6 protein-coding genes are annotated in these 6,462 nt (G+C 60.8%); 2 read left to right on the forward strand and 4 right to left on the reverse strand.

Translation table 11 applies throughout. The annotated features are described in order from the left end of the window. Together N5D48_RS25385 and N5D48_RS25390 are read right to left on the reverse strand one after the other, a co-directional pair. The coding region (locus tag N5D48_RS25385) for a cell division protein ZapA (protein WP_279888827.1) at positions 1-292 on the reverse strand (292 nt) is incomplete at its 3' end. After that, positions 289-519: a hypothetical protein gene (locus tag N5D48_RS25390; RefSeq protein WP_279888828.1), complete on the reverse strand. Its 231-nt coding sequence runs from the start codon at positions 517-519 to the stop codon at positions 289-291. The genes N5D48_RS25390 and N5D48_RS25385, both read right to left, overlap by 4 nt. A gap of 277 nt (positions 520-796) precedes the next feature. Here N5D48_RS25390 and N5D48_RS25395 point away from each other — a divergent pair, with 277 nt between their 5' ends. Next, the gene (locus N5D48_RS25395) at positions 797-2,422 is read left to right on the forward strand and encodes a methyl-accepting chemotaxis protein (RefSeq protein ID WP_279888829.1); all 1,626 of its coding nucleotides are present in this window, start codon (positions 797-799) and stop codon (positions 2,420-2,422) included. 102 nt (positions 2,423-2,524) lie between these two features. On the opposite strand, the gene gbcB is transcribed toward N5D48_RS25395, so the two are convergent. After that, complete coding sequence (gene gbcB / locus N5D48_RS25400; protein ID WP_279888830.1) at positions 2,525-3,625, reverse strand: glycine-betaine demethylase subunit GbcB; 1,101 nt, start codon at positions 3,623-3,625, stop codon at positions 2,525-2,527. 296 nt (positions 3,626-3,921) lie between these two features. Here gbcB and gbcA point away from each other — a divergent pair, with 296 nt between their 5' ends. Then, entirely contained in the window at positions 3,922-5,214 is a 1,293-nt protein-coding gene (gene gbcA / locus N5D48_RS25405; protein WP_279888832.1) for a glycine-betaine demethylase subunit GbcA, read from the forward strand. Between the two features lie 87 nt (positions 5,215-5,301). On the opposite strand, the gene N5D48_RS25410 is transcribed toward gbcA, so the two are convergent. Then, positions 5,302-6,213: an RHS repeat-associated core domain-containing protein gene (locus N5D48_RS25410; protein ID WP_279888833.1), complete on the reverse strand. Its 912-nt coding sequence runs from the start codon at positions 6,211-6,213 to the stop codon at positions 5,302-5,304. Between the last annotated feature and the right edge of the window lie 249 nt (positions 6,214-6,462).

A 6,462-nucleotide genomic window follows, 5' to 3' on the forward strand; every position in this document is an offset into this window, starting at 1 on the left:
CGATGGTCCGGCTGATGGCATCGACGGTGGCGTCGATCTGCGCCTGGGTACGCTCGAGGGTGCGGTCGTGCTCACGCTGCAGTTCGATCTGCTTGGAGCACAGGTTCAGGGCGGCCAGCACCAGTAGCTTGTCGCCGATCAGGGTCGGGAACTGGCGCTTGGTCTCGGCCAGGGCGACATTGAGCATGCGCACGGCCTGGTTCAGGGTGTCTTCCTGGCCCGCGGGGGCCTTCAGCGAATAGTCGTTGCCGAGGATGGACACGACGTTGACCGGCTGCGCTTGCAGTCTCATGCGTTCACGACACCGGCGCTGGCGCGCTCGACCAGGGCCTGGATGCGTGCGGCGGTGGCGCCGTGCTTCTCTTCCTGCTCCATCAGCGACAACTGCAGGCTGTCGTTCTCTTCCTTGGCCTGGGCCAATTCCTGGCTGAGGCTGGCGTTGTGCTCGGCCAGTTGCGCGTTCTTGTGCATCAGGTCGCTGACCAGTTGCTCGAGTTGATTCAGGGAAGTTTCCAACATGCGTCTATCTCGGGTTGTTGCAAAGGGCGCACACGATAAGGAAAAACCTGCGCCCCCGCCATTAAATATCGGATTCAAAAGGTTTTTGCCTGGTTCAGGTTGACCGGATATCACCGCCCTTGTTCCGACCTGGATCAACCGCTGGTCAGGAAACTAGTTAGCTGCCTCACAATTTTTGCATTACGGACTCAAGACTTGCCGGTCACGACCGATAGGCAGGCAGGTCTTCTTCCGTCGCATGGATCGCGGCACCTCCTCTGCCTTGGGAACCGCCTCCATGTCCTTACGCAATATGAATATCGCGCCGCGCGCGTTGCTCGGGTTCGCCGTGATCGGTCTGCTGATGCTGGGTCTGGGCGTGTTCTCGCTGATCCAGATGGGCAACATCCGCCAGGCCGGCGTGACCATCGAGGAGGTCAGCGTGCCCAGCATCAAGACCCTCGATGAACTGACCGCGCTCAACCTGCGCCTGCGCACCCTGTCCTACCGCCTGCTGCTCAACCGCGAGCCGGCCACCCAGCAGGACACCCTGCGCCTGCTGGACGAGCGCAATGCGCAGATCGACAAGGCTCGCCGCGCCTACGAGCCACTGGTGACCGCCGCCGACGAGAAGGCCGCCTTCGACCAGTATGGCGTGCTGCTCAACCAGTACCGTCAGCTCGAAGCACGCATGCGCAGCCTGAGCCAAAGTGGCGACCTGGACGCGCTGCGCGACCTGCTCAACCGCGACCTGCTGGCCAACTCCGAGCAGATCAACAAGGTCATGGACACTTTGGTGCGCATCAACACCGACCAGACCAGCGCCACCAACGCCCAGGCCGCCAAGCAGTACAGCGGCGCCTTCACCCTGGTGATCGGCCTGCTGCTGGCCGCCACGGTGCTGACGCTGCTGTTCGCCTTCCTGCTCACCCGCAGCATCGTCAAGCCCATCGACGAGGCGCTGCAGGCCGCCGAACAGATCGCCGAAGGCGACCTGACTCACAACATCCACGCCGAAGGCACCGACGAGGCAGCGCGTCTGCTCAAGGCCATGGCCAAGATGCAGGACAAGCTACGCGACACCCTGCAACTGATCGCCGGCTCCGCCACCCAGCTGGCCTCCGCCGCCGAAGAGCTGAACAGCGTCACCGACGAAAGCGCCAGGGGCCTGCAGCAGCAGAACAACGAGATCGAGCAGGCCGCCACCGCCGTCACCGAGATGACTAGCGCGGTCGAGGAAGTGGCGCGCAACGCGGTGAGCACCTCCGAGGCCTCCAGCGAAGCCAGCCGTTCGGCCGGCGATGGCCGTGACCTGGTGATGGAGACCGTGGGCGCCATCGAGCGCATGAGCGGCGATGTGCAGGCCACCGCCAAGCTGATCACCCACCTGGCCGAGCAGTCCCGCGACATCGGCAAGGTACTGGATGTGATCCGTGGGCTGGCCGACCAGACCAACCTGCTGGCGCTCAACGCCGCCATCGAGGCCGCCCGCGCCGGCGAGGCCGGTCGTGGCTTCGCCGTGGTCGCCGACGAGGTGCGCGCCCTGGCCCACCGCACCCAGCAGTCCACCAGCGAGATCGAGCGAATGATCGGCAGCATCCAGGGCGGCACCGAGCAGGCCGTCGACTCGATGCGCACCAGCACCGAGCGCGCCGAGTCGACCCTGAACATCGCCCGCGGCGCCGGCCTGGCGCTGGACACCATCGCCGGCGCGGTGGCGCAGATCAACGAGCGCAACCTGGTGATCGCCAGCGCCGCCGAAGAGCAGGCCCAGGTGGCCCGCGAGGTGGACCGCAACCTGGTGAACATCAACGACCTGTCGGTGCAGAGCGCCACCGGGGCGCATCAGACCAGCGCGGCGAGTGCCGAGCTGTCGCGTCTGGCGGTGGACCTCAGCGGGCTAGTGGCCCGGTTCCGCAACTGAGAAGCAGCTGCAAGCTGCAAGCTGCAAGCTGCAAGAAGAAAGCAGGTCTATACAGGGCTGCTCTTTCTTGTAGCTTGTAGCTTGTAGCTTGTAGCTTGTAGCTCAATACTCGATCCGCACATCCCCCTTCGGCACACTGCAGCACGACAGGATGTAGCCCTCGGCCTCATCTTCCTCGGTGATCCCGCCGTTGTGCTCCATCTCCACCTCGCCGCCGAGCTTGAGCACCTTGCAGGTGCCGCAGATGCCCATGCCGCAGGCCTTGGGAATCATCAGCCCGACCTTGGCCGCCGCCGCATGCACGGTCTCGCCCGGGGCCACGCGGATGCTCTTGTCGCTGCCGACGAACTCCACCAGGTTGAGGTCGGCCACATCCACTTGCGGGGCGTCGGCCGCCGCTTCGGCATGCTCCACCGCATCGGCCTTGGCTTCCGGCGGCGTCGCGCCGAATGACTCCTCGTGGTAGTTCTTCATGTCGAAGCCGACCGCCTCGAGCATGCGCTTGACCGCGTTCATGTAGGGCGTCGGGCCGCAGCAGAAGATGATGCGCTCCAGGTAGTCCGGGGCGATCAGCTCCATCAGGCGCTGGTTCAGGTAGCCGCGATATCCCGCCCACGGTTCGCCCAGGCCATGCTTCTCGCAGACGATGTGCAGGCTGAAGTTGGGAATGCGCGAGGCCATCTGCTCCAGTTCGCGGTGGAAGATGATGTCCTTGGGCGAGCGGGCACTGTGCACGAACACCATGTCGACGTTGGCGTTGGTGTCGTAGAACCAGCGGGCCATGGACATCACCGGGGTGATACCGACGCCGCCCGACAGGTAGAGGGTCTTGGGCGCCGGAAAGTCGATGGCGTTGAACAGCCCCACCGGCCCATGCACCGGCAGCTCGGCGCCTTCGTGCATGGTGTCATGGAGGAAGTTGGACACCAGCCCGCCCGGCACGCGCTTGACGGTGATCGAGAAGCTGTAGGGCACCGACGGCGAGCTGGAGATGGTGTACGAGCGCATCACGGGCCGGCCTTCGATCTCAAGCTCCAGGGTGACGAACTGCCCGGGCTTGAAGAAGAACATGATCGGCTGGTCGGCCATGAAGCAGAAGGTGCGCACGTCCCAGGTCTCCTGGATGACCTTGACGCAGCGCACGATGTGGCGGCCATTGGCCCAGGTCTGGGTGGTGACCGGATTGAGGAAGGTATCGGACATGTTCATCTCCAGCAGCCGACGGTCGGCCTTTCTTATGGCTCCGATAATGCGCAAGCCGCAGGCCTTGTACATTCCCATCCGCGACATCGGCGTGCTTATCGCGACCAGCCCCGCGCTACGGGGGTTGGCGCGTCGGAATTCGAATCGGCCATGTCGCCCGTGGACATGGCCATTTCAGTGCCCGAACGCACACTCTCGGCAAAACAACACGCTGTTTGACCACCAGCAGCCTTGCGGCACAAAAACAACGATTAGCCACCTTTTGCCGGCCGCACGCGGCCCCGAGGAACCACACGATGGACGTCACCGCAACCCTGAGCCTGGGCGATCCACTGGAACCTGCACGCAAGGCCACCGCCGAGATGCTGCAGACCCGCGAGCGCACCTTCTCGCTGCCGCAACCGTTCTACAGCGACGAACGCCTGTTCCAGATCGACATGCAGGAGATCTTCCACAAGGAATGGCTGATCGCCGGCCTGGTCAGCGAGATCCCGGCCAAGGGCAACTACCTCACCCTGCAGATCGGCAAGAACCCGATCATCGTGGTGCGTGGCGCCGAAGGCAAGGTGCATGCCTTCCACAACGTCTGCCGCCATCGCGGCTCGCGCCTGTGCGTCAGCGAAAAGGGCAAGGTGGCCAAGCTGGTCTGCCCATACCACCAGTGGACCTACGAACTCGACGGCCGCCTGCTGTTCGCCGGCACCGAGATGGGCGCCGACTTCGACATGAACCAGTACGGCCTCAAGCCTGTGCACGTGAAGGTCGCCGGTGGCTACATCTTCATCAGCCTGGCGCAGAACCCGCCGGCCATCGACGAATTCCTGGCGACCCTCGACCACTACATGGAACCGTACGACATGGAGAACACCAAGGTGGCGGTGCAGACCACCTTGATGGAAAAGGCCAACTGGAAGCTGGTACTGGAGAACAACCGCGAGTGCTACCACTGCAACGGTTCGCACCCCGAGTTGCTCAAGACCCTGCTGGAATGGGACGACACCGAAGACCCCCGCGCCAGCCAGGAATTCAAGGACCACGTCGCCGCCTCGGCCGCCGCCTGGGAAGCCGAGAAGATCCCGTACCTGCACAAGAGCCATGGCCTGCGTAACCGCATCGTGCGCATGCCGCTGCTCAAGGGCACCGTGTCGATGACCATGGACGGCAAGGTGGCGTGCAAGAAGCTGATGGGCCGTATCAAGAACCCGGACCTGGGCTCGATGCGCATCCTGCACCTGCCGCACTCGTGGAACCACTGCATGGGCGACCACATGATCGTGTTCACCGTGTGGCCGATCAGCGCGCAGGAGACCATGGTCACCACCAAGTGGCTGGTGCACAAGGATGCGGTGGAAGGGGTCGACTACAACCCCGAGGACATGCGCAAGGTGTGGGATGCCACCAATGACCAGGATCGGCGGTTGGCGGAGGAGAACCAACGGGGGATCAATTCGACGGCGTATCAGCCGGGGCCATACTCGAGAACCTATGAATTCGGCGTGGTGAATTTTATCGACTGGTACAGCCAACGGATGCTCCATAACCTCGGAGCTGAATCGGCTGCTTATCTAAAAGAGGTTACAGCACAATAGTAAAAGCCCCCCAGGTCATTAAGACCTGGGGGATACAACGCTAAAACCTCGAACTCTACTCAATCACAACGACCAAATGAGTCTTGGCTATATATCGTCCAGAAATCTCTCTCTTTCCAAGGGGGTCCGGGGAGTTGGAGTGGTAGGTGCCGTGTGATACGCACTACTCATCGAGCTTCGCACAGAGCTCAATGACTCGCTTAAATCCCGCACAGCTTGCCCAGCAGCTTGCACACTCCGACTAATTGAAGAAACGCCCCGGGACACTTGAGAGACAGTTCTCCTCGGCAAGCCGATCAAGTCCTTGGCTGTTTGCTTAAGCCCATTTTTATAAGCGTATTGCCCAAACTCTACGGCGATGTTACCACCTACGACCAAGCCTGAAGCGATAGTTAACCCCAAAACCGTATCTCCTGAATGACTTATACCTTTTCCTTGGAAATATCCAGCAAGTGCCGTACCAATGCCAAGGGCAAGCTCAGAGCCGCCAGTCAGCTGTCTTTGTAATTGAGAGTCCCGATCGCCTAATTGGCCCATTGCAAGATTGCCGAGACCAGCCATGATCGATACAGCCCCGGCCGCATACGCTCCAGCATGGCCGGGAGTATATTCGACTGGTTCTACCATAGGGGTGGTCGAAAATGAGCGCCTTCTCAAGAGTTTACTTTGCCTACCAGAATGATCAGTGCGATTTATTGGATCAGCCTTGCAATATACATAGCCATTTATGTCCTCTCCACCAAAAGGGCTCCTCTCTTGATCATACGAACGAAAGCCATGAAGTTCAGCAGAGAAAAATCTATGCCCATGACCGAATGCATAAGTGTCCGACTCATGTTCACATAACCAACCAGTAAAACCGGTTGCTATCCGGCCTGCACCCGTCAACTGGCTCCTAAAACCATACGGCGTAAAGGCAAACACCGCCACACCCGCTCGGGTCAGGGCAAAAATTGGGGTTTGATTTGATTGAACTGCTAGCAATGTAGCTGTGGCCACGGTCACTCACCTCGCGCATCTGCATATAGTCGAGTGCAAATACGTTACCCTGCCAATAGGATCGGGTTAACTGACAAAAATGCTAGGTGTACCGTCCCGTAATGAGCAGATGTAGATTTATAGTGAATCGCTCTAGGTTCTGTATGAAAACCTTTGAAACCTCACCGGAGCCTCTGAAAGCCTGATTTTCCATAGAGTTCTCGCTTTTTAGGCGAAGGATTCTGCCATGTCCAAGCGATACGAACTTTC

The sequence above is a fragment of the Pseudomonas sp. GD03858 genome (assembly GCF_029840925.1).
In the GTDB taxonomy this organism is placed as follows: domain Bacteria; phylum Pseudomonadota; class Gammaproteobacteria; order Pseudomonadales; family Pseudomonadaceae; genus Aquipseudomonas.